The sequence below is a fragment of the Variovorax sp. UMC13 genome (assembly GCF_014170375.1).
GTDB lineage: Bacteria > Pseudomonadota > Gammaproteobacteria > Burkholderiales > Burkholderiaceae_C > Variovorax.
The window spans coordinates 163,984-186,721 of record NZ_LZZW01000018.1 but is presented as its reverse complement, the minus strand read 5'-3'; the positions used below and the strand labels follow the sequence as shown (position 1 = coordinate 186,721).

Below are 22,738 nucleotides of genomic sequence, written 5' to 3'. Positions count from 1 at the left end.
GACCCGCCATGGACTCCATCGCAAAGAACGACCTCGCGGGCCTCTTCCAGCGCCTGAGCGAAACCTTCACCGCGCAGCGCAGCTTCCTGATCGAACTCGACGGCAAGGTCGGCGACAGCGACCTGGGCATCACGATGAACAAGGGCTTCAACGCGGCCTGGGAATCGGTGAAGGCCAACACCACCGACCCGATCGGCAAGACCCTGCAGCTCGCGGGCATGGCCATCGCCAAGGCGGCCCCCTCGACCATGGGCACGCTGACCGCCACCGGCTTCATGCGCGGCGGCAAGGCCGTCGGCGATGCGCCCAGCATCGGCACCGCCGAGATCGCGGCCTTCTGGACCGCCTACCACGACGGCGTGGCCGAGCGCGGCAAGGCCAAGCGCGGCGACAAGACGCTGCTCGACGTGCTCGACCCGATCGCAACCTCGCTGCGCGCCTCGGCCGCCGCGGGCGTGGCACTCACGCCAGCGCTGGAAGCCGCCGCGCAAGCCGCCGCCGACGGCCTCGAAGCCACCCGGACCATGGTGGCCCAGCACGGCAAGGCCGCCTGCTTCCCCGAGAAGTCGCTGGGCCTGCAGGACGCGGGCGCCACGGTCGGCGTCCTGATCATCGACACCCTGCGTGCGTTCGCCGCCGCATCCACCGAAAGTTCTTCATGAAGATCGCAGTCATCGGCACCGGCGTGATGGGCACGGGCGTGGGCCTGACCCTGCTCGCCAAGGGCCACGAGGTGCGCTGCCACAACCGCAGTGAAGCCAACGCACAGGAACTGGTGCAGGCCGGCGCCACCTGGTGCGCGACCCCCGGCGAAGCGGCCGAAGGCGCGACGCACGTGATCATCCTGGTGTGGAACGAGGCCGGCCTGCGCCAGATGCTCGACGGCCCCGACGGCCTGCTGGCCCATGCACGCGCAGGCCAGGTCTTCATCGACATGAGCACCCAGCTGCCGACCACCGCGCGCGAGGTGGCACAGGCCTTCGCGGCCCAGGGCGCGCTGTTCGTCGACGCACCGGTGCACGGCAGCAAGGCCGAGGCGCATTCGGGCGGCCTCTGGATCATGGCCGGCGCGGACGAAGCCGGCTGGGCCGCCGCGCTGCCGCTGCTGCAGGCCATCGGCGCCACGGTGCACCACATGGGCCCGGTGGGCGCGGGCTGCGCGGCCAAGCTCAGCGGCAACCACCTGGTGTCCTCGGTGCTGGCCGCGCTGGCCGAATCGCTGGCGATGGCGCGCAAGTCGGGGCTCGATTGCCACCAGCTGATCACGCTGTGGGGCGAATCGGACTTCCGCTCGCCCATCATCGAAGGCGCGGGCCGCTCGATGATCGACGGCGACTTCGGCGTGTCCTTCCACCTGCGCACCATGGTCAAGGACACCGAGCTGATCCGCAACCACTCCGAGGCCATCGGCGTGCCGGTGCTGCTCTCGAACACAGTGCACGAGCTCAACAAGGTGGCGCAGAACCTGGGCTGGGGTGAGCTCAACGCCACCGCCATCTTCAAGCTGTTCGAGCTCATGGCCGGTAACGCGCCGGCCCAGCCCGCCCACTGAGACCCGAGGCGCGGCACGGCATGAAGGACCTCCTGCTCGGCATCGACGTCGGCACCTACAGCAGCAAGGCGGCGCTCACGGACCTCGCGGGCCGGGTGCTGCAGACCGCGGTGATCGCGCACGGCATCTCGCTGCCCGCGCCCGGCCATGTCGAGCAGGACGCCGACGGCGTTTGGTGGCACGACGTCTGCGCGCTCGCCCGCGAGCTGCTCGCGCGCCCCGGCGTGGAGGCCGGGCGCATCGCCGCGATGGCGGTGAGCGCGATCGGCCCCTGTCTGCTGCCGCTCGACGCGCGGATGCAGCCGCTGCGCCCGGGCATCCTCTACGGCGTCGACACGCGCGCCACGCAACAGATCGCCGAGCTCGAGGCCGAGATCGGCACCGAGGCGATCGCCGCCTTCTCGCTGATGCAGCTCAGCAGCCAGGCCATCGGCCCGAAGATCCGCTGGCTGCGCCAGCAGGAACCCGACATCTGGCAACGCACCGTCAAGCTGACCTCGGCCACTTCCTACCTGGTCTACCGCCTGACCGGGCGCCTGTGCATGGACCGGCATTCGGCCAGCCATTTCATGCCGCTCTACAACCCCGCGACGGGCGACTGGGACGCGCGCCACGCGGCAGGCGTCTGCCCGATCGGCATGCTGCCCGAGCTGGGCTGGGCCGAGGACCTGGCCGGCAGCGTCGGCGCCGAAGCCGCGCAGGCCACCGGCCTGGCCGCGGGCACGCCGGTCGCGTTCGGCACCATCGATGCGCTGAGCGAAGCCATCAGCGTGGGCGCGGTGCAGCCCGGCGACCTGATGCTGATGCACGGCAGCACCACCTTCTTCGTGCTCACGCAGGACCGCCCCACGCCCGACCCGCGCGTCTGGACCGTGGCCGGCGCCACGCCCGGCAGCTACGCGCTGGCCGCGGGCATGAGCACCACCGGCAGCCTCACGCGCTGGTTCAAGGACGAACTCTCGCCGCAGACCGACTACGCCACGCTGTTCGCGGCCGCCGCGCATGTGCCCGCGGGCGCGGGCGGCCTGCTGGCCCTGCCCTACTTCAGCGGCGAGCGCACGCCGATCAACGACCCCGACGCCAGCGGCATGATCGTCGGCCTGACGCTCTCGCACACCCGCGACCAGGTGTTCCGCGCGCTGCTCGAGGGCGTGGGCTTCGGCGTGCGGCACAACCTCGAGGCCTTCGCCCAGATCGGCGCGCGCGTCGATCGCATGGTGGCGGTGGGCGGCGGCGCGAGTTCCGACACCTGGCTGCAGATCATCTCGGACATCGCGGGCGTCGAGCAGATCGTGCCGCAGGTGACGCTGGGCGCCGCCTACGGCGATGCCTTCCTGGCGGGCCGCGCGGCCGGGCTGCTGCCGGCCGAAGCGCTCGGCGACTGGGTCCGGCCCGGGCGCGTGATCGCACCCGACCCGGCGCGGCGCGCCACCTACGACCGGCTGTTCGGGCTCTACCTGCAGCTCTACACGGCCACCCGCGACATCGTGCATGCGCTGAAGGCCTGAGCCCGGCCCGCGCCGCGGCGTTTCTGCTGCACTGCAGCGCGAATTTCCATCCTTTTTGTGGGCGCCCGCGCGCACCACCCCTTGCTCCAATGGGTGCACAACAAAGGAGACACCCATGCCAGAACTGCAGGGCCGCAAGGCCCTCATCACCGGCGCGGCGCAGGGCATCGGCCTGGCCATCGCCGAACTGTTCGTCGAGCGCGGCGCACAGGTCATGCTCGCCGACATCGACGGGCCCGGCGCGCAGCGCGCGGCGGACACGCTCGGGCCGCAGGCCCGAGCCGTGCGCTGCGACGTCACCTCGGCGGCCGACATGCAGGCCGCGGTCGACGCCACCGTGGCGGCCTTCGGCAGCCTCGACACGCTGGTCAACAACGCCGGCATCGAGATCGTCAAGCCGCTGTTCGAACAGAGCGAGGAAGAGTTCGACCGGCTGATGGCGATCAACGTCAAGGGCGTGTTCCTGGGCATGAAGCACGCGCTCGGCGCGCTGGTGGCCTCGGGCCGCGGCTCGATCGTCAACATGTCCTCGCTGGCCGGCATCGGCGGCGCGCCGCTGTTCGGCTCCTACTGCGCGTCGAAGGCGGCGGTGATCCAGCTCACCCGCGTGGCGGCGGTCGAGCTGCGGCCCACCGGGCTGCGCATCAACGCGGTCTGCCCCGGCTTCATCGGCACCGCGATGGTCGACCGGCTGGTGCCCACCGTTGAGGCGGCCGTGGGCGTGCCCTGGGACACGCTGGTCGCGCTCAAGCAGCAGCGGCTGGGCACCGTGCTGGAAGTCGCCGAGATGGTGGCCTTCCTGGCTTCCGACGACGCCAGCTGGACCACCGGATCCCACTATGTTCTGGACGGCGGCCTGTCCGCGAGCCTGCTATGAAAAATCTTCTTCAAGACAAGGTGGCGATCGTCACCGGCGCGGGCAAGGGCCTCGGCGAGGCCGTGGCACGCGCCTATGCGGCCCAGGGCGCGAAGCTCGTGGTGTCCGACCTCGACCCGGCCGCCGCGCGGCGCGTGGCCGATGCGCTGCCCGGCGCGATCGCCGTGCCCTGCGACGTGCGCGAGCCGCTGGAGGTCGAGGCGCTGGTCGAGGCCGCGGTCGAGGCGCATGGCCGGCTCGACATCATGGTGCCCAACGCCGGCGTGGCCTCGGTCGTGCCGCTCGCGCAGATGAGCTATGCGCAATGGCGCGAGGTGCTGTCGGTCAACCTCGACGGCGTGTTCCTCTGCATCCGCTATGCGGCGCCGGCCATGATCGCCGCGGGCGGTGGCGCGATCGTCACAATGGCCTCGATCACCGCCCAGGCCGCCGTGCCGCTGATCGGCCACTACGCGGCCGCCAAGGCCGGCGTGGTGTCGCTCACGCAGACCGCCTCGGTCGAGCTGCGCGCCCACCACATCCGGGTCAACGCGATCCTGCCGGGCTTCATCGACACCGACATGGTCAAGCCGCGCAAGGCCGAGTTCGAAAAGATGCTGGGCCTGCCCGACTTCGATGCGCTGGTGGCGCAGAAGCAGGGCCGCTACGGCACGGCCGAGGAGGTCGGGAAGCTGGCGGTGTTCCTGGCCTCGCCGCGCGCGGCCTTCTCCAACGGCGCGGTCCATGTCCTCGACGGCGGCACCCGCGGGTCATTGTTGTAACCCCCCGATGGTCCGGGCGCACTGCGTGTCGCCCGGACCTTCCCCCCAAGGGGGGCGCACCCGGTGGACCGGCGGAGCCGGATCCACGGGTGCCCTGGCAGCAGCCCGTCCCTTGGTGACCTTCTTTCAAAGACAAACTCACGGAGACTGAACATGAACAAGAGCGCCAAGAAACCCGTCATCGTCTACGGCGCCAGCGGCTACACCGGCCGGCTGGTCTGCGAATACCTGCGCGAGTACGGCATCCCCTTCATCGCGGCGGGGCGCAGCGCCGACAAGCTGCAGGCGGCGATGCAATCGAACGTGCCCGGCATCGAGACCGCCGACTACGAAGTCCTGGCGGTGGAGCACACGACGGCGGCGCTGACCCAGCTGTTCACCGGCGCCTCGGTGGTGTTGAACACGGTCGGCCCGTTCGCGAAGTTCGGGCCCGAGGTGGTGCAGGCCTGCCTGGCGGCCAAGTGCCACTACACCGACACCACGGGCGAGCAGGACTGGCTGATCACGCTCGAGGCCGAGTACGGCGCGCAGTTCGCCGCGGCCGGCCTGCTGCTGTCGCCGGGTCTGGCCCACATGTACACCACGGGCGAGATCGCCGCGCAGCTGTGCCTGGAGACGCCTGGCCTCGACACGCTGGACATCGCGGTGTTCTGGGGCGGCAGCCCGACCATCGCCTCGACCCAGACCATCCTGGTCAACGCCGCGACCTCCAAGGCCTTCCACCTGCAGCAGAACCGTTTGGTCGAATGGCAGCCCGACGCCGGGCTCTACAGCCTGGCGATCCCGGGCCAGCACGAGCTGGCGCTGGCCCTGCCCTGGGGCGGCACCTCGCACCCGGTGTGGTTCCGCAAGGACCCGCGGGTGGCCAACGTCAAGGTGCTGGGCGGCGTGTTCAACAAGCCGCTGATGATGGGCGTGCCGAAGATCGTCGAGGCGGCCCTCAAGGCCACCGAAGGCATGAACGAGCAGGACCGCTATGCGGCGCTGTCGCAGACCGCCGCGAGCGTGATGAACACCATGCCGCCGCGCGAGAACCCGCGCCTCAACAAGTCGGTCGACTCGGTCTATGCCTCGGGCCCGCTGGGCCGCGCCCACTGCGTGATCTTCGGCAACAGCAACTACAAGCAGACCGGCCTGCTGCAGGCCTATGCCGCGCACGCGCTGCTGCAGCAGCCACCGAAGCGCGTGGGCTTCGCCTCGGGCTGCCAGGCCTTCGGGCACCACGAGCTGCTGGGCCAGCTGCGCGCCTTCGGCCTGGTGGCCAAGCCCGAACTGAGCATCAGCGACTGAGACGCACGCCGATGAGCGCCCTCCACTCTCCCCTGCGCGACCTGCGCGACATCGAAGCCATCGAGCGCGTGCCGATCCGCCAGCGCCTGGCCTCGCCCGTCTCGAGCTACGCGGCCCTGGTGCGGCAGGCCGACCTGACGCCCGGCGCGCCGGCGCTGAGCTTCGTGCCCACCGGCGACCCGGCCGACGGCGAGACCCGCTTCGACTACGCCGCGCTGGCCGCGCGCGTCACGCAGGCCGCCAACGCCTTCACCCGGCTGGGCGTGGGCCGGCGCGAGGTGGTCTCGTACCTGCTGCCCAACCTGCCGCAGACGCATTTCACGCTCTGGGGCGCCGAAGCGGCGGGCATCGTGAACCCGGTCAATCCCTTCCTGGAAGTCGAGCACATGGCCGGCATCCTCAACGCCGCCGGCACCCGCGTGCTGGTGGCGCTGGGCCGGCAGGCGCAGCCCGGCATCTGGGAGAAGGTCGAGGCGCTGCGCGAACGCGTGCCGACGCTGCAGAACGTGCTGCGCGTGGGCGGCATCGATGCCTGTCCGTCGTGGGCGCTGGATTTCGACACCCTGCTCGACACCCAGCCCGGCGACGCCCTGGTCGGCGCCGCGCCGCAGGGCGAGGACATCGCCTCCTACTTCCACACCGGCGGCACCACCGGCACGCCCAAGCTGGCGCGCCGCACGCATTTCAACGAGGCGGCCAATGCCTGGGCGGTGTCGACCGCGGTCGCGATGGGCCCGCGCGACACGCTGCTGTGCGGCCTGCCGCTGTTCCATTCCAACGCGATGATGGTCACGGGCCTGGCGCCCTTCAGCGTGGGCGCGCACGTGGTGATGCTGTCGCCTTCGGGCTACCGCGAGCCGCGCACCTTCGCCGCCTTCTGGCGCTCGGTCGAGCGCTACCGCGCCACCTTGTTCAGCGCCGTGCCGACCGTGCTGTCGGCGCTGCTCAACGTGCCGCAGGACGGCGCCGACCTGGCCTCGCTGCGCTTCGCGATCTGCGGTGCGGCGCCGCTGTCGCCGGAGCTGTTCCAGCGCTTCGAGGCCGCCACCGGGCTGCGGCTGCTCGAGGGCTACGGCATGACCGAGGCCACCTGCGTGAGCGCGCTCAACCCGCGCGACGGCCAGCGCGCGATCGGCTCGATCGGCCTGCGGCTGCCCTACCAGGAGATGAAGGTCGCGCAGCTGGGCGCCGACGGCGCGGTGCTGCGCGAGGCCGCGGTCGACGAGATCGGCACGCTGCTGCTGCGCGGGCCCTATGTGTTCTCGGGCTATGTGCAGGAGAAGGACAACCAGGGCATCTGCCTGGCCGACGGCTGGCTCAACACCGGCGACCTCGGGCGACAGGATGCCCAGGGCTACTTCTGGCTCACCGGCCGCGCCAAGGACCTGATCATCCGCGGCGGCCACAACATCGACCCCGCGATGATCGAGGAAGGCCTGATGCGCCACCCCGCGGTCGAGCTGGCCGCGGCCGTGGGCAAGCCCGACGGCCATGCGGGCGAGCTGCCCATGGCCTACGTCACGCTGCGCCAGCACACGCGCTGCAGTGCGGCCGAGCTGCTCGCGCATGCGCGCGGCGTGATCGCCGAACGCGCGGCCGTGCCGGTCGACGTGGTGGTGCTGGAAGCAATGCCGCTCACCGCCGTCAACAAGATCTTCAAGCCCCGGCTGCGCGAACTGGCGATCGCCCGCGCGCTGGCCGAGACCGTGGAGAAGACGCTCGGCCCGGTGCAGGTGGCGGTCGAGGTCGTGCCGCATGCGCTGCACGGGCTCGAGGCCCATGTGCGCGCGCCCCGCCCCACCGGCCCTGAAAGCACCGCGCTGATGCAGCAGACCGAGTCCGCGCTCGGCCGCCTGCCGGTGCGCTGGACCCTCGAATGGAAGGAATCCGCATGACTGCCAAGGTCCCGGTCGTCGGCGTGGGCATGGTGCCCTTCGCCAAACCCAGCGCCAGCCTGCCCTACGACCAGCTGGGGGCGATGGCCACGCGCGCCGCGCTGACCGATGCCGGCCTCGACTACACGCAGGTCGAGCAGGCCTATGTCGGCCATGTCTACGGCGACTCCACCAGCGGCCAGGCCGCGCTCTACGCCGTGGGCCTGAGCGGCATCCCGATCGTCAACGTCAACAACAACTGCGCCACTGGCTCGACCGCGCTCTTCCTCGCGCGCCAGGCGATCGCCAGCGGCGCGGCCGAGTGCGTGCTCGCGCTGGGCTTCGAGCAGATGCAGCGCGGCGCGCTGGGCGCCCAGTTCACCGACCGGCCGAACCCGCTCGAACGCTTCCAGGCCACGATGGAAGGCCTGCAGGGCGCGGCCCCCGGCACGCCCGTCGCCGCGCAGTACTTCGGCGGCGCCGCGCGCCGGCACATGCAGGAATACGGCACGCGCGCCGACACCTTCGGCCGCATCGCGGTCAAGGCGCGCAGCCATGCGGCGCGCAACCCGCTGGCGGTGTTCCGCGAGCCGATCACGCTGGAGGAAGTGATGGCCTCGCCCACGGTCTTCGACCCCATGACCCGCCTGCAATGCTGCCCGCCCACCTGCGGCGCCGCGGCCGCGATCCTCTGCAGCGAGGCCTTCGCCCGGAAGCACGGGCTCGATGCACGCGTCACCATCGCCGCGCAGGCCATGACCACCGACCGCGCCGACAGCTTCGATTCCGGCGACATGCGCCGGCTGATCGGCTTCGACATGACGCGCGCCGCCGCGCAGCGCGTCTACGAACAGGCCAGTGTGGGCCCCGAGGACCTCGACGTGATCGAGCTGCACGACTGCTTCACCGCCAACGAGCTGCTGAGCTACGAGGCGCTGGGCCTGGTGCCCGAGGGCGGCGGCGAGAAGATGGTGCTTGACGGCGACAACACCTACGGCGGTCGCTGGGTGGTCAACCCGTCGGGCGGGCTGCTGTCCAAGGGCCATCCGCTGGGCGCCACCGGCCTGGCGCAATGCGCCGAGCTGGTCTGGCAGCTGCGCGGCACGGCCGAGCAGCGGCAGGTGGCCGGCGCGCGCCTGGCGCTGCAGCACAACCTGGGGCTGGGCGGCGCCTGCGTAGTCACCCTCTACCAGGCCACGGACGGCGCGCCCTAGACTGGGCCCATGGCGCGCCGCAAAACCCCGGTTCCAAGCACTCCCGTGGAGACATCCTTCGACCACAGCGCATCGACGACCGTGCTGGTCCGCTCGAAGCTGGCGCCGCCGCACGTCCCGCTGAGCCTGCTGGCGCGCGAGCAGCTGTCGGCGCTGCTGCAGATCGGCCTGGCCAAGCGGCTGGTCAGCATCACCGCGCCGGCCGGCTACGGCAAGACCACCGCGCTGACCCAGTTCGTCGCGCGCGCCGAGGGCCTGGGCGTGGCCACCGCCTGGCTCAGCCTCGACGCCGAGGACAATGATCCGCTGCGCTTCATGCGCTACCTGGCCGAGGCGCTCCACCATGCGGACGACACGCTGGGCCGCAACGCGCTGGCCCAGTTCGGCGCCGGCACGCTGGCCTCGCTCGATGCGGTCGTGGCCTCGCTGCTGCAGGACCTGGTGGCCAGCGGCCGGCCCTGGCTGATCGTGTTCGACGACTTCCACCTCGTGAGCAGCGACCTGGTGCACCGCAAGCTCGAATGGCTGCTGGCCCACGCCACGCCCGGCATCGGCTTCATCGTCGCCAGCCGCACGCGGCTGCCGCTGTCGGTGAGCCAGCTGCGCGTGCGCGACGAGCTGCTCGAACTCGACGCGGCGCACTTCGGGCTGCAGCTCGAGGAGGCCGCCGAGTTCATCGGCCGCGTGAGCGGCACCGCGCTCGAGCGCAGCCAGATCGAGACTCTGCACGACCGCACCGAGGGCTGGATCGCCGGCCTGCAGCTGGCCTCCCTCGCGCTGCGCGACAGCGAGGACAAGGCCGCCTTCCTGGCCGCCTTCTCCGGCACCGACCGAGACATCACCGACTACCTGGGCGAGCAGGTGCTCGACCGCCTGCGGCCCGACCTGCGCGAGTTCCTGCTGGGCACCGCGATGCTCGACCGCTTCTGCGCCGAACTCTGCGACGAGGTGCTGGGCCGCAGCGACAGCCGCGCCCTGCTGGCCGAGGTGCAGGCGCGCAACCTGTTCCTCGCCGGGCTCGACCGTTCGCGCACCTGGTTCCGCTACCACCACCTGTTCGCCGACTACCTGCGCACGCGCATGCGCGAGCAGTCGGCCGAACGCACGCGCGCCATCTGCCTGCGCGCCAGCGCCTGGTTCGACCGCAACGGCCTGCCGCACGAGGCGGTGCGGTACGCCTTCGAGGGCCGGGACCTCGAACGCGCGGCCGACCTGGTGGCGCAGTTCTCGGGCGAGCTGGTGCAGCACCGCGGCGAACATGCGACCTTGCTGCACTGGATCGCGCGGCTGCCGCCGGCGCTGGTGCAGGCGCGGCCGCAGATCCTCATCGGCCACGCCTGGTCGCTGGTGCTCACGCGCCGCTACCCCGAGGCCGACCGCGAGCTGCTGCTGCTCGAGGCCCACGCCGCCGGCGCCACCGACGATCCGGTGCGCCGGGTGGTCGAGATGATCCGCTGCGTGTATTTCGCGCTGACCGACCAGCCGATGCTGGCCAAGGCGCGCAGCGAGGCCTGGCTGCAGCAGACGCCGCGCGGCGACGACTTCTCGGTCGGCGTGGTGGCCAACGTGCTGGCCTTCGGCTGCTGCGCCACCGACGACTTCGAACGCGGCGTGCAGGCGCTCGCGCTGGCGCGCACCTCCTTCGAACCCAGCGCCGCGCACTACGGCATCGCCTGGGCCGGCGCGCTGCAGATGATGATCGCGATCCGCCGCGGCGACTACCACGCGGCGCTGGCCGAGGCGCGGCGCGGCATCGCCGAGGTGGAGCGCAGCCTGGGCGTCTCCTCGTACGCGGCCTCGATGCCGCTGCTGCTGGCGGCCGAGGTCTGCTACGAGCACCACGAGCTCGAACAGGCCCAGCGCCTGCTCGACCTGGGCCTGCCTTTCGTCGACGAGCACGGCCTGGTCGAGATGACGGCCGCCGGCTACCTCACGCGGGCCCGCCTGCTGCGCCTGCGCGGCGAGACCGCCGGCGCCGACACCTGCTTGCTCGAGGGCGAATCGCTGGGCCACCGGCTGGGCCTGCCGCGGCTGGCCCGCGTGCTGGCGGCCGAGCGCTGCGCGCTGCGGCTGCAGGCCGGCGCGGTCGACGACGCGCTCAAGCTGGCCCAGTCCTATGGGCTGCTGCGCCACGATGCCGGCTGGCGCTGCACCGCGCTCGAGAGCGAGCCCGACCATGCCGCGCTGGTCGCGCTGCGGCTGCTGTGCGCGGCCGATGCGGCGCGTGCCGCCGGCCCGCTGTCCGATGCGCTGCGGCGCGCGCAGCGCGACGGCCACGAGGCGCAGAAGGTGCGGCTGCTGTTGCTGCGCGCCGCCCAGCAGCATCGCGCGCACGACCGCGAGGCCGCCTTGCGCACGCTGGACGAAGCGCTGCGCGCGGGTTCGCGCTGCGGCCTGGTGCGCAGCTTTGTCGACGCCGATCCGCTGATCCCCGAACTGGTCGAGCAGATCCACGGCCGCCGCGGGCCGCTGGTGCCGGCCAGCCACAACCCGGTGCCGCCGGACTACCTGGCCACGCTGCTGCGCGCCGCGGGCCGGACGCCGGCGCCCACCGACGCGGCACCGGCACGCGCCGCCGAATCCGCCAAGCCCCTGGTCGAGCCGCTGACCGAGCGCGAGCTCAAGATCCTGCGCCTGCTCGACGCCGGGCTGGGCAACCGCGAGCTCGCGGCCAGCCTGTTCCTGGCCGAGGCCACGGTGAAGTGGCACCTGCACCGGATCTTCGCCAAGCTGGGCGTGAAGAACCGGACCAGCGCGCTGGCACGGGCGCGGGAGATCCCGCTGATCTGAGGCGCCTCAGCCGCCGGCCTGCAGGAACTGGCGCCGCAGGTAGGTCCGCACCGCCACCCAGCACCGGAAACGGCCCAGGCGTGCATAGCCGGCCGCGGCGCCGATGGACCTTACCGGGCGAGCGTCGCGCTCCGAATCGAAAGCCGCGGGGCCGCGTTCGGCCAAGGGCCTCAAGGCCGGCGCTGCCGCCGCGGTGCCGCCATGGCTGCGCTGCGGCCCAGGCCCTTCGGCCGCGCACACCGCCGCCGCGAAGGCGCCCAGCACGAGCGCGATGAGGGCCGAGCAGGCCTGCGTTTTCGTCATCCACATGAGCGTCCAGTCCTCGCAAGAAGATGCAGCGACGGCGGGCGCACGCCCCGCCGGTCCGCACCCCTGCAGTCTTCCGCCGTCACCTGAAGACAGCCTCGGCATTTCCTGAAGATTGGCTGAACGACACTCGCCTGCGCCCCCGGCCGGCCTTCAGCTTTTCTTTAACGTGAGCGGTTAGATTCCCCCGATGAAAATACTTCTGGTGGAAGACGACCTCGACCTGGGCAACGGCATCCGCGTGGCGCTGCGGGACGAGGACATGGAGGTCGTCTGGGTTCGCCGGATCGAGGAAGCGACGCGCGCCCTGCAGTCGGGCACCTGCGACCTGGTGCTGCTCGACCTGGGCCTGCCCGACGGCGACGGCCTGGGCCTGCTGATGCAGATGCGACGCGAGCGCCACAAGACCCCGGTGCTGATCCTGAGCGCGCGCGACGCGCTCGACGATCGGCTCAACGGGCTCGACAGCGGCGCCGACGACTACCTGGTCAAGCCCTTCGTGCTGGCAGAGCTGCTGTCGCGTGTGCGCGCCCTGGTGCGGCGCAGCTACGGCTTCGACGACGGGACCGTCGAGGTGCGCGGCCTCACGCTGCACGAGCCGACCCGGCGCGTGCGGGTGCGCAGCGCCCCGGTGGCGCTGTCGCGCAGCGAGTTCGAACTACTCAGCCTGCTAATGCGGCGCGTCGACCGCGTGATCACCCGCCGCGTGCTGGAAGAACAGCTGGTGCCCGGCGGCATGGTCAACGAGAGCAACGTGCTGGAGGTCCACATCTCCAACCTGCGACGCAAGATCGGCGACGGCTACATCCGCACCGTGCGGGGCGTGGGCTACGTGATCGACCAGGCGGAACAGCCGCTGACGGCGCGCCCATGAGCGCCGCGATGGCCGTCGCGCGTGCGTCGCGCTGGCAACGCTGGACCCGGCCCACGCTGGTGCGCCGCCTGCTGCTGGGACAGGTGGCCACGCTGGCACTGCTGTGGAGCGTGCTCGTGGGGCTGTTCCTGGCCGAGGCCTTCAACCAGGACCTGTACGGCGCCACCGACGCCTACGACGCCGTGCTCTCCGTCGCCGAGAACCTGGCCGACCGCCCGGCGCTGCAGCATGCCAGCCTGCAGGCCCTCGACGTGGCGCTGCGCGAAGCCTATGGCGACAAGAACGAGCCCGCCATGGCGCCGAGCATCCTGGTGTGGCAGGCGGGCCGGCTGGTCTACAAGTCCGACGGTGTGCCCGACACCCTCCGGAACAGCCGGCTCGACACCCTCGAGCGCCTGTTCGTCGAGGGCCGCCACTGGCGCGCCAGCACGCGGCAGTCGCCACTGTCGGACACCCGCGTCGCGCTGGTCACGCCCAGCGACCGCAAGCAGCTGATCGTGACCTTCAACTCGCGCGGCTACTACCTGATACCGCTGATCATCAGCATCCCCTTCCTGCTGCTGCCGGCCTGGCTGTCGATACGGCTCGCGCTGCGGCCCTGGCGCGAGGTCAGCACGGAGATCGCCGCGCGCGGGCCGAAGGACCTGACGCCGCTGGGCTTCGAAGCGCGGCATGCCGAACTGCGGCCGCTGGTCGAAAGCGTCAACGCGCTGATGCAGCGCCTGTCGGAAAGCGCCGCGCGCGAACGCAACTTCATCGCCGATGCCGCGCACGAACTGCGCACGCCGATCGCGGCCATCCGCATCAACGTCGAGGCCCTGCAGGCCCAGCACCGGCTCACCGAGCACCAGGGCGAACTGCTGAGCGGCGTGCTGCGCAGCATCGACCGCGCGACCCGGCTGGTGGGCCAGCTGCTGCGGCTGATGCGCAGCAGCGCCGACATGGACGTCGGTCCGAACGAGAAGCTGGCGCTCGACGAACTGCTGCAGGACCGGCTCGCGACGCTGTCCGGACTGGCCCAGGCCCGCGGCGTCGAGCTGGAACTGGTCACGACGGAACGCGACCTGCGCGTGCTGGGCGCGCGCGAGGGCCTGACCTCGATGGTCGACAACCTGGTCGAGAACGCCACCAAGTACAGCCCGCCGGCCGGCATGGTCACGGTGCGGCTGGCGCGCGAGGCGGACCAAGCCGTGCTGACCGTGTCCGACCAGGGGCCGGGCATCGATGCCGCGTTGCGCGAGCGCGTGTTCGACCGCTTCTTCCGCACCCCGGACCAGACGCAGACCGGCAGCGGCCTGGGCCTGGCCATCGTCAGGTCGGTGGTCGAGAAGCACGGCGGGCAGATCGCGCTGGGCGTCAACCCTGGCGATGGCGGCGGCCTGCAAGTGACGGTGAGGCTGCCGCTGGCGCAGGGGTGACGCCCGCGCGCCGTGCCCCCGTCAACGCCAGTACTTCCATGCGTAGAAGACCGTCATCGCCGCGCCCGCGACGATGACGACCCAGCGGGTCGCCTGGGCCGGCAGCACGCGCACCAGGTGTCCGCCGGCGTAGCCGCCCAGCAATGCGCCCGCCAGCATGACGGCGGTCTCCGGCCAGCGCACGGCGCCCTGGACGATGAAGATGGCGACCGCCGCCAGGCTCACCGCCGTGGCGAGCAGGTTCTTCAGGACCTTGACGCGCCGCAGGTCGCCCGCGTCGTGGATCGCCAGGATCGCGGTCAGGATCACGCCCAGCCCGGCGCCGAAGAAGCCACCGTAGACGGAGGCCCCGGCCACGCTGCCCAGCCCGGCCAATGGCGACGGCGCCCTGCCCCCTCGCCGCCGCGCCGACCATGCCTGGACCCGCGGCGCAAAGGCGAAGAGCAGCGTGGCGAAGCCGATCAACGCCGGCACCGGCAGCACGAACAGGCGCGCCGGCACGGCCAGCAACAGCAGCGCCCCCGCGACGCCCCCCAGCACCGCCGCCGCGAGGGTCCAGACTAGCCACCGGTCGACCACCGGCAGCTTCTCCCGGTCGGCGATGGCCGCGAGCAGGTGCCCGGGCGCGACGGCGACCGCGTTCGAGGCGTTGGCGACCACCGGCGGCAGACCGGCCGCGAGCATGGCGGGAAAGGTGATCAGCGTGGCCCCGCCCGCCACCGCGTTGATCACACCGCCGGCCAGCCCCGAGACAAAAAGCAATGCACCCATCGACGTCTGCATCCACGGTCTCCAAAGCGCAGGAGACTAGGGAGCGCCGGCATGACGGTCTAGAACGTTTGTGATGCGCGCAGGCCGCGGCTGTAGGCGCCGGGTGTGATGCCGAAGCGCTGCTTGAACAGGCGACCGAAATGGCTCTGGTCGGCGAAGCCGAGCGCAAACGCCACATCGGCCACCGATGCGCCATGCCGCAACAGCATCCGCCCCTGGTTGAGCCGATGGACGATCCGGTAGGCGGCCGGTGGCAGGCCCGTGCGCCGCGCAAAGCTGCGCGTGAAGGCCTCGCGGCTCACGCCGGCCCGCTCGGCCAGGCGCGCCACGGTCTCCGGCGTGCCCGCCAGCGCAGACGCCTGCGCCGGTCCCTCGACTTCCAGGTAGACATTGAGGCAGGCCGAGCCGGGGTCGACGTGCGCGAGGCCGCGATGCGGCAGGCCGGCGGGAATGAGCAGGCATTCGCCCGCCGACACCAGGATCGCGCGATCGCCGATCCCGAACAGCCGGCTGCCGCGCAGCACCAGGGTGCATTGGGCCTGCGCGTGGAAGTGGGCGGCCAGCGCGGGTGCGCTGTCGCCCTGCCAATGGCCCACCTCGACCGCGTCGGCATCGAGCGCATAGCGCCAGGGATTGGTGACGGCCATCGTCGAAATCTTCGGCCGAAGGCGCCTCAGGTCCCGTCGCGCCGGCCGCTTCGGGCGGCCTCGCTGCCACCGCGCAGCGCCGGATGGCCGTCGGCCGCCACGAGCTGATGCGCCTTCGCCTTGAAGCGCACCAGCGGCCCGAGCTGCGTGCCGTGCTGCAGGCCGAACAGCAACGCGATCATCAGGGCCGCCAGCAACGTGATGTGCCTGGGCGCCGGCGCGGACGAACGCGCGGCCGCGATGCACGCCACCGACGCGCCGCCACCGAGCAGGCTGCCGGCGACCACCTCGGGCAGGGAATGGAAGTCGTAGGCGACGAGGATCCATGCGATCGCCAGCGCGAAGGCCGCGCCGAGCAGGTGGGCCGCGAGGCGCACGCGCCGGTCGGCATGCAGCGTCAGCAGCCACGCGACCATGGGCCAGACGAAGGCCGACAGGGTGGCGTGCCCGCTCGGCCCCCGGAAGTCGAGCGATGCGAAGCCCTCGCCCCAGCCGAACAGGCCCAGCTTGGTCGCGAACACCAGCGAGGTCACGAGCACGAAGGTGCCCGCCCACAGCCACGCCAGCCCGCGCGTCTGCCTGCGCAGGGCCAGGCACAGCGCCACCGCGCCGACGACCAACGTGGCCAGGCCGCTGTCGCCCATCCAGAGGAGGAAATGCGAAAGGTTGCCGGGGACCAGGGGAAGAAGAGGAGTTGTACTCACCGGCCCGAGGATAGTCGGTCGACGTCTCCCGGCCGTGAAGAGGCCGCAGCACAGGAGCGCATTCCGGACTTCGCCCCGCCATGCCTCGGCGTGATGGCCGGCCGGGTCAATGCCATGCGACGGACGCCGGCAGATTCAGCAAGCGCAAGACCAGGTCGGACTGCCGGCTCACACCGGCCTTCTCCATCACGCGCTGGATCTGGGTACGCACCGTGGGCAAGGCCGCGCCGCTGCGCCGGGCGATCTCCTTGGCGTTGGCACCGTCGGCGACCTGCACCGCAACACGGGCTTCCGCAGGCGTGAGATGGAGGCATTCGGCCACGATGAACGGGTCCAGCGCGGCCCGGCGCCGGGCCGGATCGTGAAGCACGATCAGCGCGCGCACGGCCCGGCCGAAGGCACCCATCGTCTGCTCGGGCCGCATGGCACTGACGAAGGCCAGGCAGGGCGCGCTGTCCGCGCCCTGCAACCTCAGCACCTGCCGCGCCGGTGCGGCCGAGCCCGCCGCAGGGGTGCGGGTCATCGCATGCAGGGCTTGCGTCAAGGCCTCGTTGTCCTCCTTGCGGCGGCACATCAGGAGGCCGGCCTGCTCCTTGAAGATGTCGCCCTGCGCCAGCACCTTCAGCGCCGCCGCATTCCTGTGCCATAGCCCGCGCGTCTCGTCCACCAGCATCATCGGGTGGTCGAACGGACCGAGCAGTTCTTTCGCCATGTCCAGTTCGGCATGCGTGCTGCGCAAGTGGAGCATGTTGCGAAACGCCTCGCCCAGATGGTGCTTGAGCTGGTTCATGAAGGGCAGCTTGAGCGGGTCGAGCGGCGGCGCGTTGTGCGAGCGCACCATGGCCAGCATGAACTGCATGCCGTCCACTTCCAGCACCTTGGCACCGGCCATGGCGCCGCCCCCGTGCGGGATCAGAAACTCCTGGTGGAAGCGACTGTTCCGCACGAAAGCGGCATCGTGGTGCCGGTCGCTCAGCATCCAGTCGTCGGTCGGCATGGCCAGGATGGCTGGGATGCGCGGATCGATGGTGTTGTAGAAGCGCACGTAGTCCAGCGAGGCCTCCGGTGTGGCACCAGGGCCGCCGTAACCCGTGAAGAGCAGCGCGCCGTTTCTCGTGTCGACGGTGCCGACCTGCACCAGCCAGAGGTCCAGATAGGCGGCCAGGTCGCCCAGCGGGGCGTGCCAGGTCGTACGGCCATGGGCCGCCGCATAAAGACCCGAGATCAGCGTGGGGACGTCCATGGAATGCGCTTCATCGACTTCCGATTCGGGAGGTTCATCGACCGCGGCCCTCACCTCTTGACGCCGGGCGTCCTCGATGCGCATCGCCTGCACCGGACTGAACGCACCTTCGAAAACATGCTAGCCGGACCGTTCGGTGCTGCCATCCCATGAACAGGGGAGGCCCCTGCGGCGCCCTGGGCGCGCCTGCGGGTACGGCATTGTGTGAGGAGCGCGACCGGCCCGGCGTCATACAAATGAATGATGCGCGCACGGCCATCCTCTGCGAACACTCCACACGGCGGGAGTTCATGAAGGACTCCTCTTTCAAGCAAGAACTGGAGGGGTTCACATGACATGGTCGACTGATTTCTTCGCGCGCTCGGGCATCGCTGCGGCCAGCGTGACGGCACTGCTGGCGATGGCGGCATGCGGTGGCGGCAGTGACGGCGGCGGACAGCCGGTCGCCACGGCGCCCGTGCCTGCGCCCGACCCCGTCGCGGCACCGGCGTCGATCGACGGCACGGTGGCGACGGGCGCCGCCCTCGCCGGGGCCGCGGTCCGCATCCTGGACCGGACCGGCGCCGACAGTTGCACCGTGACTCCGCTGGTGGCCAACGACAAGGGCGCCTTCTCCTGCGAGCTGAAGAGCGGCGCCACGCCCCCGCTCGTGCTGCTGGCGACCGACCCGTCGGGCCTGCGCAATCCCATGGTGAGCCTGATGACGGCGCTGCCCACGGCGGGCACCAAGGCCACCGCCAACATCAGCCCGCTGACCACCGCCATCGCGGCGCAACTGGCGCCCAACAAGGACCCGCTCTCGCTCGTGAACAACCCGGCCTCACTGGCCGCGATCGACGGCGCCACCCTGCAGGCGGTGCGCACCAACGTCGCGAAGCAGCTGGCCGCCGTGCTCACCAGCGTCGGGCTCGACCCGGCGACCTTCGACCCGATCTCCACGCCCTTCGTCGGAGGCTCCAACACCGGCGCCGACAAGATGCTCGACCAGGTGCGCGTGAGCTTCGAGAACGGCTCGCCCGTGCTGTCGAACACGCTCAACCCCGATGCGCCGCCGGTGCCGGTGGCCGATGCGGGCACCACCACGCCCGCCACCGTGGCGACCTCGGCGGCCGGCGATTTCTCGGTCACCGAACTGGACTTCCTGCAGACCGGCTTCACCGCCTGCTTTGCGGTGCCTTCGACCTCGCGCAGTTCCTCGTCCGCGTGCGACGGGCTGGTGGTCGACGACGCGCCCGCCGCCCAGACCGGCAACGCGAGCTACCTGCACAGCGGCCTCAACGCCTCGGGCGCCTTCAACGGCCTGATCGCCTCGGCCGACATGGACGGTGCCCGCTTCAACCGCCCCGAGATGCTGCGCTACACCACGCAGCAGAATGGCCGCGACGAGGCCGTCGTGAACCTGCGCTTCGCCGACAAGAACGGCGTGCCGGACAACCGCATCCTGGTGGTGAAGAAGTTCGAGAACACCGCCACCGCGGCGCGCAACACCAACTGGTGGCTGTACGGCAACCAGCGCACGGTGAACGCTTACGTGCGCGCCTCCATCCGGCGCCAGGAACAACTGCTGCCCGCGGCCTTCCAGGAGCAGTTCAACACCGGACCGTCGCGCTACCAGACCGGGCTGGAGATCTACGTGGCCCGCACCGGCTACGGTCCGAGCCTGCCCAACCTGCGCTATGCGCGCGTCAAGGGTCCGGGCCTGCCCACCGCCGGCCTGGTGTTCGCCGACCCCGGGGACCTGCCGCAGAGCTGGATGTCGATCCTGAATGCCTCGGGCACCATCCCGGCCGGCGCGCAGCAGTTCGTGCCGAACTCCACCAACATCTTCAACCTGCAACGCAGCCGCGACATCACCGGCCCGGATGCCTTCGCTTTGCGGGCGAACCCCTCGATCGCGCAGGCCACGCCGGGCTTCGCCAGCTGGGCGCACCCGTCCATGTATGGCGAGACGCCGAGCGCCGACTGGCGCTTCGACCTGAGCAAGGTGCCGGGATGGTCGCGCTACGAGTTCGAGCTGTTCACCGCCGCCGACGCGAACCCCGCGACGCCGACCAACCTGACGCCTGCGCTGAGCTTCGCCCTGCGCATGGTGACACCGGTGGTACCGGCCGCCTACGCGGCCACGCAGCAATGGCACACCATCCCGGACAGCACCCGGGCACTGGCAAGCAACGGCGCGCCGGAGGCCTCGACGCTGACGCTCGAATGGCAGATCAACCCGTACGCGGAGCGCATCGAATCGGTCAACGTCTACAGCTTCGCCGACGCGCGCACGGTGAACTCCGCCTCGACGCCGGTGCCCAAGGGCGTGAGCAGCCAGTCGGTGACGGCGGTGGGCGGCACCTTCCCCGCGCTGACCACCTCGAAGTTCGTGTCCCGCACGCTGCAGTGGCGCTACAAGATGCTCGACGGCTCGTACAAGGACCAGACCGAGGGCTTCAACTGACGCGACGCGCGCCCTCCGCGCCCGCAGCCGACCGCCACGCACCGCGTGGCGGTCTTTTGTCTGCGGAAACGTTCGCGCTGTGTCGATGCCTTCCATGCATGCCGGCACGGGGACAGAATCACGCCCGAGGCAACCCGAGGTGGATCCGAGGACCGATATGCCCGACACAACGCCTGAAATTCTCGTCGCTGCCACGCTGGAGGCCTCCGCCGGCGCCGACCCGTCGGACACCCTCGCCATGGAGGGCGCGATATCCGACATCTACGCCGCCGCCGCAGGACGGCTGCCCTGGCAGCAGCCGCTTGACCGGCTCGCGGCCCTGCTGGACCTGTGGGGCGCGCAGATCATCGGCATCGACAAGCACAACGGCCGCCTGATCTTCACCGAGGAAGGGGGGGCCGGCCGATCCTCGGCTGCGCTGGACTACCTGCGGCTGTTCCATGCAACCAATCCCCGCATCGCACCGACCCTGGCCACGCCTGCAGCCGCCTGGATGCACTGCCACGAGCATTTCGATGCGGCCTATGTCGCGCAAAGCCCCTTCTATCAGGACTTCCTGATCCCGCACGGCGGGCGCTACCTGTCGGCCACCAAGCTGGTGGAGAGCAACGACTTCATCTTCCTGTTCGGTGCGATGCGGGGCAGCGGCGACGAGCCGATCGGCGCGGCGGAGATGCCACTGCTGGAGCAGGTCAAGCATCACCTGACGGAGGCCTTGCGGAACTTCGTGTTTCTGCGCGAAAGCTATGTCGAGCTGGGCATGGCGCGCCAGCTTCTTGCGAGATTCGCGTACGCGATGCTGATCGTCGACGAGGCGCGCGGCATCTGGTATCGCAACGAAGCCGCCGAGCGGACGATGAAAGACAGCGATGCCGTCTTCGAACGAGGCGGTGTGCTCGCCATCCGCGACGACCGGGCCGACACCGCGCTGACCCTGGCCCTGCGCGATCTGGGGCTCCACGACACGGCCAGGCGGACGACCCAGGCTCCGGCGCGATCGGTGATCTCGATTCCCAGAGGCACACGGGTGCCCTTGCTGGCCTTGATCAGCGCGCTGCGGCCCTCGGCATCGATGGGGGCGTTCGGCATGGCCGAGCGGGCCCTGGTGATCCTGCACGATCCGGCCGCAGCGCAAACCTCCTTCGACCCGCAGATCATTTCCGAGTGCTTCGACCTCACCCCCGCGGAGGGGCGCGTCGCGGCCCAGATCGCGGCCGGCGCCAACGCCAGGGACATTGCGGCGCGAACGGGTGTCGCCCTGTCGACGGTCCGCACGCACATCCAGCGGGCCATGCTGAAGATGGGGGCCACCCGGCAAGTCGATCTCATCCGCACCCTGATGGGGCTGCCCGCACGGCTGGACGCCGAGGCCGACCTTCCCCTGGGCGAAGCGGCGTCGGCGCGCCAGGCCAGCCCTCGCACCCGGTCCTCAGGCACGCCCTGACCCGGTTGGGTTGTGGCAGGCGGTGCCCAGCGCGTCAGCCGCCGCGCCAGCCGCCTACGAACTGCACCAGCGTAACCAGCAGGATGAGCGAAGCGATGACCATCCGCATCACGCTGGTGTCGAAGCGCTGGCCTTCCTGGCCGACAGCCTGGCCATCAACGAGACCTCGCATCCGAACATCCTGAACCGGTTCGAGCCGATCGCGCTGGTCTTGGCGCTCGCGGGCGCGAGCGAGCGCATCGGGCTGGTGGCGACGGCCTCGACCTCGTACAGCGAGCCGTTCAACCTGGCGCGCCAGTTCAAGTCGGCCGACACCGGAGCGCGCTCTTCCCGGTGGAAGGGCCGCTCAACATCGCGCGCTCACCCCAGGGCCAACCGTTGCGGGTGCAGGCGGGCTCGTCGGACGATGGCCAGGCCTTCGCGGCGGGCGGCGCTCGACAAGCTGGCCGCGCTGGAAACCTTGATCACGCGCGAGCAGTCCCTGCAGTTCCCGTCGGACTACTTCGGCGGTCAGGACTTCGGCAGGGCCACGCTCGATGACCGCGCGGTCGACCTGGGTTGCACGAAGCGTCGAATGCACGAGCGGAACTCCGGCGCTTCCGCACGCTGCGAGAGCACCTGGGCCTGCAGCACCCGGTGCACCCCGCGCAACAACGAGCGCGCTGAGCGCTCAGCGCAGCGATGCGCCCCGCGCATCGAGTTCCGACTGGATGCAGCGGGCCAGGTCGACCAGCGCCACGCTGCGCTCGAGCAGGTGGCGGCCCGCGTCGGTGACCTCCACCACGCGCGTGCTCCGGTGCAGCAGGCGCACGCCGACCTGCGACTCGAGCTCGGTGATGTACTTGCTGATGGTGGACTTGGACAGGTCCATCGCCGAGGCGGCGCGCGTCAGGTTGCCATGGCGCGACACCTCGCGCAGGGCCTCGACCAGTTCAATGCTGAACACGGTACGCACGCGAGACGGAGGGTCGGGAGAGCGATGGCATCCGGCGCGCGGCCTGGAGGCAGGGAGATGAGAG

General features: G+C 71.0%; 20 protein-coding genes and 1 pseudogene. 14 read left to right on the top strand and 7 right to left on the bottom strand.

The window, feature by feature from the left end; genetic code table 11:
* Positions 1-8 precede the first annotated feature (8 nt).
* The 9 genes from A9977_RS15650 (at position 9) to A9977_RS34625 (ending at position 11,866) form a co-directional block, all read left to right on the top strand.
* The gene (locus A9977_RS15650; RefSeq protein ID WP_183025779.1) at positions 9-662 is read left to right on the top strand and encodes a dihydroxyacetone kinase subunit L; all 654 of its coding nucleotides are present in this window, start codon (positions 9-11) and stop codon (positions 660-662) included.
* Entirely contained in the window at positions 659-1,552 is an 894-nt protein-coding gene (locus A9977_RS15645) for an NAD(P)-dependent oxidoreductase (RefSeq protein ID WP_183025778.1), read from the top strand. The genes A9977_RS15650 and A9977_RS15645 overlap by 4 nt, the downstream gene beginning before the upstream one ends.
* Positions 1,553-1,572: 20 nt before the next feature.
* Positions 1,573-3,060, top strand: a complete 1,488-nt coding sequence (locus A9977_RS15640) for an FGGY-family carbohydrate kinase (protein ID WP_183025777.1) — start codon at positions 1,573-1,575, stop codon at positions 3,058-3,060.
* A gap of 115 nt (positions 3,061-3,175) precedes the next feature.
* On the top strand, positions 3,176-3,937 hold the full coding sequence (locus A9977_RS15635; protein WP_183025776.1) for an SDR family NAD(P)-dependent oxidoreductase: 762 nt from the start codon (positions 3,176-3,178) through the stop codon (positions 3,935-3,937).
* Positions 3,934-4,698, top strand: coding sequence for an SDR family NAD(P)-dependent oxidoreductase (locus tag A9977_RS15630; protein ID WP_183025775.1), 765 nt, complete (start codon positions 3,934-3,936; stop codon positions 4,696-4,698). The genes A9977_RS15635 and A9977_RS15630 overlap by 4 nt, the downstream gene beginning before the upstream one ends.
* A 153-nt stretch (positions 4,699-4,851) precedes the next feature.
* Positions 4,852-5,988 (top strand): DUF5938 domain-containing protein, encoded by a 1,137-nt coding sequence (locus A9977_RS15625; protein ID WP_183025774.1) that lies wholly within the window; start codon positions 4,852-4,854, stop codon positions 5,986-5,988.
* Between the two features lie 11 nt (positions 5,989-5,999).
* Complete coding sequence (locus A9977_RS15620) at positions 6,000-7,883, top strand: acyl-CoA synthetase (protein ID WP_183025773.1); 1,884 nt, start codon at positions 6,000-6,002, stop codon at positions 7,881-7,883.
* Positions 7,880-9,076: a lipid-transfer protein gene (locus tag A9977_RS15615; protein ID WP_183025772.1), complete on the top strand. Its 1,197-nt coding sequence runs from the start codon at positions 7,880-7,882 to the stop codon at positions 9,074-9,076. Before A9977_RS15620 ends, A9977_RS15615 begins: the two co-directional genes overlap by 4 nt.
* Before the next feature lie 45 nt (positions 9,077-9,121).
* Positions 9,122-11,866, top strand: coding sequence for a LuxR C-terminal-related transcriptional regulator (locus tag A9977_RS34625; RefSeq protein ID WP_183025771.1), 2,745 nt, complete (start codon positions 9,122-9,124; stop codon positions 11,864-11,866).
* 6 nt (positions 11,867-11,872) lie between these two features.
* Here A9977_RS34625 and A9977_RS15605 read toward each other — a convergent pair whose 3' ends face one another.
* Complete coding sequence (locus A9977_RS15605) at positions 11,873-12,175, bottom strand: hypothetical protein (RefSeq protein WP_183025770.1); 303 nt, start codon at positions 12,173-12,175, stop codon at positions 11,873-11,875.
* 187 nt (positions 12,176-12,362) lie between these two features.
* On the opposite strand from A9977_RS15605, the gene A9977_RS15600 reads away from it, so the two are divergent.
* Together A9977_RS15600 and A9977_RS15595 are read left to right on the top strand one after the other, a co-directional pair.
* Positions 12,363-13,046 (top strand): response regulator, encoded by a 684-nt coding sequence (locus A9977_RS15600; RefSeq protein ID WP_183025769.1) that lies wholly within the window; start codon positions 12,363-12,365, stop codon positions 13,044-13,046.
* Positions 13,043-14,464, top strand: coding sequence for a cell wall metabolism sensor histidine kinase WalK (locus A9977_RS15595; RefSeq protein ID WP_259651984.1), 1,422 nt, complete (start codon positions 13,043-13,045; stop codon positions 14,462-14,464). The genes A9977_RS15600 and A9977_RS15595 overlap by 4 nt, the downstream gene beginning before the upstream one ends.
* 21 nt (positions 14,465-14,485) lie before the next feature.
* Here the strand turns inward: A9977_RS15595 and A9977_RS15590 are convergent, their stop codons facing one another.
* The 4 genes from A9977_RS15590 to A9977_RS15575 all read right to left on the bottom strand — a co-directional run bounded on the left by A9977_RS15590 (position 14,486) and on the right by A9977_RS15575 (position 17,913).
* Complete coding sequence (locus A9977_RS15590; protein WP_259651983.1) at positions 14,486-15,235, bottom strand: sulfite exporter TauE/SafE family protein; 750 nt, start codon at positions 15,233-15,235, stop codon at positions 14,486-14,488.
* Positions 15,236-15,294: 59 nt separating this feature from the next.
* Positions 15,295-15,882, bottom strand: coding sequence for an AraC family transcriptional regulator (locus A9977_RS15585; RefSeq protein WP_183025767.1), 588 nt, complete (start codon positions 15,880-15,882; stop codon positions 15,295-15,297).
* A 26-nt stretch (positions 15,883-15,908) separates the two neighbouring features.
* Entirely contained in the window at positions 15,909-16,586 is a 678-nt protein-coding gene (locus A9977_RS15580; protein WP_183025766.1) for a hypothetical protein, read from the bottom strand.
* 106 nt (positions 16,587-16,692) lie between these two features.
* Positions 16,693-17,913, bottom strand: a complete 1,221-nt coding sequence (locus A9977_RS15575) for a helix-turn-helix transcriptional regulator (RefSeq protein ID WP_183025765.1) — start codon at positions 17,911-17,913, stop codon at positions 16,693-16,695.
* 247 nt (positions 17,914-18,160) lie between these two features.
* On the opposite strand from A9977_RS15575, the gene A9977_RS15570 reads away from it, so the two are divergent.
* Together A9977_RS15570 and A9977_RS15565 are read left to right on the top strand one after the other, a co-directional pair.
* Positions 18,161-20,275 (top strand): hypothetical protein, encoded by a 2,115-nt coding sequence (locus tag A9977_RS15570; protein WP_183025764.1) that lies wholly within the window; start codon positions 18,161-18,163, stop codon positions 20,273-20,275.
* Positions 20,276-20,432: 157 nt separating this feature from the next.
* Positions 20,433-21,719: a LuxR C-terminal-related transcriptional regulator gene (locus tag A9977_RS15565; RefSeq protein ID WP_183025763.1), complete on the top strand. Its 1,287-nt coding sequence runs from the start codon at positions 20,433-20,435 to the stop codon at positions 21,717-21,719.
* 34 nt (positions 21,720-21,753) lie between these two features.
* On the opposite strand, the gene A9977_RS15560 is transcribed toward A9977_RS15565, so the two are convergent.
* Complete coding sequence (locus A9977_RS15560; protein ID WP_183025762.1) at positions 21,754-21,891, bottom strand: hypothetical protein; 138 nt, start codon at positions 21,889-21,891, stop codon at positions 21,754-21,756.
* Between A9977_RS15560 and A9977_RS34285 the strand changes: the two are divergent.
* A pseudogene (locus A9977_RS34285) lies at positions 21,832-22,142 on the top strand (hypothetical protein); the annotation flags it as partial. The gene A9977_RS15560 and the pseudogene A9977_RS34285 overlap by 60 nt on opposite strands.
* Before the next feature lie 247 nt (positions 22,143-22,389).
* Here the strand turns inward: A9977_RS34285 and A9977_RS15555 are convergent.
* Entirely contained in the window at positions 22,390-22,665 is a 276-nt protein-coding gene (locus A9977_RS15555) for a LysR family transcriptional regulator (protein WP_183025761.1), read from the bottom strand.
* Positions 22,666-22,738 lie beyond the last annotated feature (73 nt).